This is a genomic window from Deltaproteobacteria bacterium GWA2_45_12 (genome assembly GCA_001797365.1).
In the GTDB taxonomy this organism is placed as follows: domain Bacteria; phylum UBA10199; class UBA10199; order UBA10199; family UBA10199; genus UBA10199.
The window spans coordinates 1-2,888 of record MGPH01000044.1 but is presented as its reverse complement, the minus strand read 5'-3'; the positions used below and the strand labels follow the sequence as shown (position 1 = coordinate 2,888).

Below are 2,888 nucleotides of genomic sequence, written 5' to 3'. Positions count from 1 at the left end.
TGAGCGAACGTAGTGAGTCGAACGGGTTGCCGATGGAGGGGGCGACGCGAGCCCCTATGATTGTAAAATAAAACTTTCCATTTGCCCACTTCTTTCACGAAAGGAACTTTATGCCCTCGGACAGCTTTAAAACCAAAACAACCCTCTCTGTAAATAACCAAAAATATTCTTATTACAGCCTTCCCCAACTTGAAAAAAGTGGTTTTAAATTAAAAACACTGCCCTATTCCATAAGGGTTTTGGTGGAAAACCTGCTTCGTTGTGAAGACGGCCTTTCGGTTTCAAAAACAGACATCCAATCCCTGCTTGAATGGAAACCTCAACAGATCAACGCCAAAGAAATCAATTTCATGCCCGCCCGGGTTATTTTGCAGGACTTCACCGGGGTCCCTGCTGTTGTTGACCTGGCCGCCATGAGGGATGCCATTAAAAACCTGGGGGGCGATCCCCAAAAAATAAATCCCCTGCAACCGGTGGAATTGGTGATCGACCATTCGGTGCAAGTGGATGCTTCAGGAAATGCCGAGGCCTTTGGCGTGAATGCCAGGCTTGAATTTGAGCGCAACGAAGAACGCTACACCTTTCTTAACTGGGGCCAGAAAGCCTTTAAAAATTTTAAAGTGGTTCCACCCGATACGGGCATTGTCCATCAGGTAAACCTGGAATTTTTAGCCCGTGTGGTCATGGTGTGTGAAAAGGGAAATGAAAAAATCCTATGCCCCGACACCGTGGTGGGAACTGATTCGCATACGACAATGATCAACGGATTGGGCGTTTTAGGATGGGGCGTGGGGGGCATTGAAGCCGAGGCTGCCATGCTGGGACAGCCTTGTACCATGCTCATTCCTCCCGTGGTTGGATTTAAGTTGACGGGAAAACTTCCCGAAGGCGCCACGGCCACCGATGCTGTGCTTACTGTCACTGAAATGCTGCGAAAAAAAGGAGTGGTGGGAAAATTTGTGGAATTTTTTGGGCCCGGAGCCGCCAACTTAAGCCTGGCTGACCGAGCCACCATTGCCAACATGGCCCCCGAATACGGCGCCACGTGCGGATTTTTCCCGGTGGATGACAAAACCCTCGACTACTTAAGGCTTACCGGCCGCAAAGAGGAACAAATCAATCTGGTTAAAACCTATTTGAAAGCCCAAGATCTATTTTGGACCCCTGCCTCGCCCCAGGCCGATTATTCGGATATTATCGAACTTGATCTGGGCACAATAAAGCCTTGTCTGGCAGGACCCAGCCGACCGCAAGATCGTGTCGAATTGAATCTTGTGGCCTCTTCCTTCAATGAAAAACTCTCCAGCCTTAAACCCAAGGAAACAGCTCCCAAGGCAGGGGATCAATCAGCCGTCACTCTTTCGGGGAAATCCCATATTCCCCAAAATGGGGATGTCGTCATTGCGGCAATCACAAGCTGTACGAACACATCCAACCCCTCTGTTTTGATTGCCGCCGGGCTTGTGGCCAAGAAAGCTGCCGAAAAGGGCCTGGTTTCTCAACCCTGGGTTAAAACAAGCTTGGCCCCCGGATCTCAGGTTGTCACCGAATATCTAAAAAAAGCCGGGCTTCTTTCTTCACTCGAAAAACTGGGGTTTCATGTGGTGGGCTATGGCTGCACCACCTGCATCGGGAACAGTGGCCCGCTTCTGCCCGTTGTCAGTGAGGTCTACCGTGAACGTGGCTTGGTCGCTTGTTCCGTATTAAGTGGTAATCGCAATTTTGAAGGGCGCGTCCATGCCGATGTGCGAGCCAATTACCTGGCAAGCCCTCCTCTTGTTGTGGCCTATGCCATCGCCGGTACAATCACCCGGGATCTTACCAAAGAAGCCATCGGTCAAGATAAGTCTGGTAAACCTATTTACTTAAAAGATATCTGGCCCACACAGGAGGAAATTATCCAAAGCATGGCTGCCTGTCTTTCTTCCAAATTATTTTCAAGTAAATATGAAAATGTGTACGCAGGAGATGCCCGCTGGCAGGGTCTTTCCTCCACCGGGGGCGCCACCTACAAGTGGGATCAAAAATCAACCTATGTGCAAGATCCGCCTTATTTTGTAAATATGTCCAAAAAACCTGTACCCAAAGGTTCTTTAGCAAAGGCCCGCATTCTTGCCATTTTTGGGGACAGCATCACGACCGACCACATATCCCCTGCCGGTTCCATCAAGGCATCCAGCCCTGCCGGACTTTATTTGCAAAAACACGGCATCAAACCGGCTGATTTCAATTCGTATGGTTCCCGCCGCGGAAATCATGAAGTGATGATGCGCGGAACTTTTGCCAATACACGGATTAAAAACTTGATGCTTGAAGGGATCGAAGGCGGCATGACCAAGCATGTTCCGACGGGAGAAACCATGCCCATTTTTGACGCGGCCATGAAATATCAGGGAGAAAAAACAGCCCTCGTTGTAATTGCCGGAAAAGAATATGGATCAGGCTCTTCCCGCGATTGGGCAGCCAAGGGGCCGGCCCTTCTGGGAGTACGCGCTGTGATCGCCGAATCTTATGAACGTATTCATCGCAGCAATCTTGTGGGAATGGGTGTGCTTCCCCTTCAATTTAAAAATGGGAACAATCATCAAGCCCTCAAGCTTACCGGGGATGAAATGATCAGCATAGAAAACCTGGATGCCTTAACCCCCTTGCAAACGGTCAAAGTCTCTGTGCAAAAACCAGACGGATCCCTTTTGTCTTTTGACACCACCTGTCGCATCGACACCCCCGTAGAACTTGAATACTACAAACACGGCGGGATTTTGAAATACGTCTTAAGGCAATTAGCGGGGAAATGAAGAACCCCGTGGCAAGCCACGGGGTATCAAGCTCGGCTCCGCCGAGCTATAGGTTTCAGATCAAATAATCTTAGCTGTTCTACGTTAGAA

Annotated in this window: 1 protein-coding gene and 1 pseudogene (1 of these 2 running past the window's edge); one reads left to right on the top strand and one right to left on the bottom strand. The window is 49.4% G+C overall.

What is annotated here, in order from left to right; translation table 11 throughout:
• Positions 1 to 98, bottom strand: a pseudogene (locus tag A2048_04085) (hypothetical protein) (it extends 394 nt beyond the left edge of the window).
• Positions 99 to 110: 12 nt separating this feature from the next.
• Here A2048_04085 and A2048_04080 point away from each other — a divergent pair.
• A complete protein-coding gene (locus A2048_04080; protein ID OGP08555.1) occupies positions 111 to 2,798 on the top strand; it encodes an aconitate hydratase 1 in 2,688 nt (895 codons plus the stop codon).
• Positions 2,799 to 2,888: the final 90 nt, after the last annotated feature.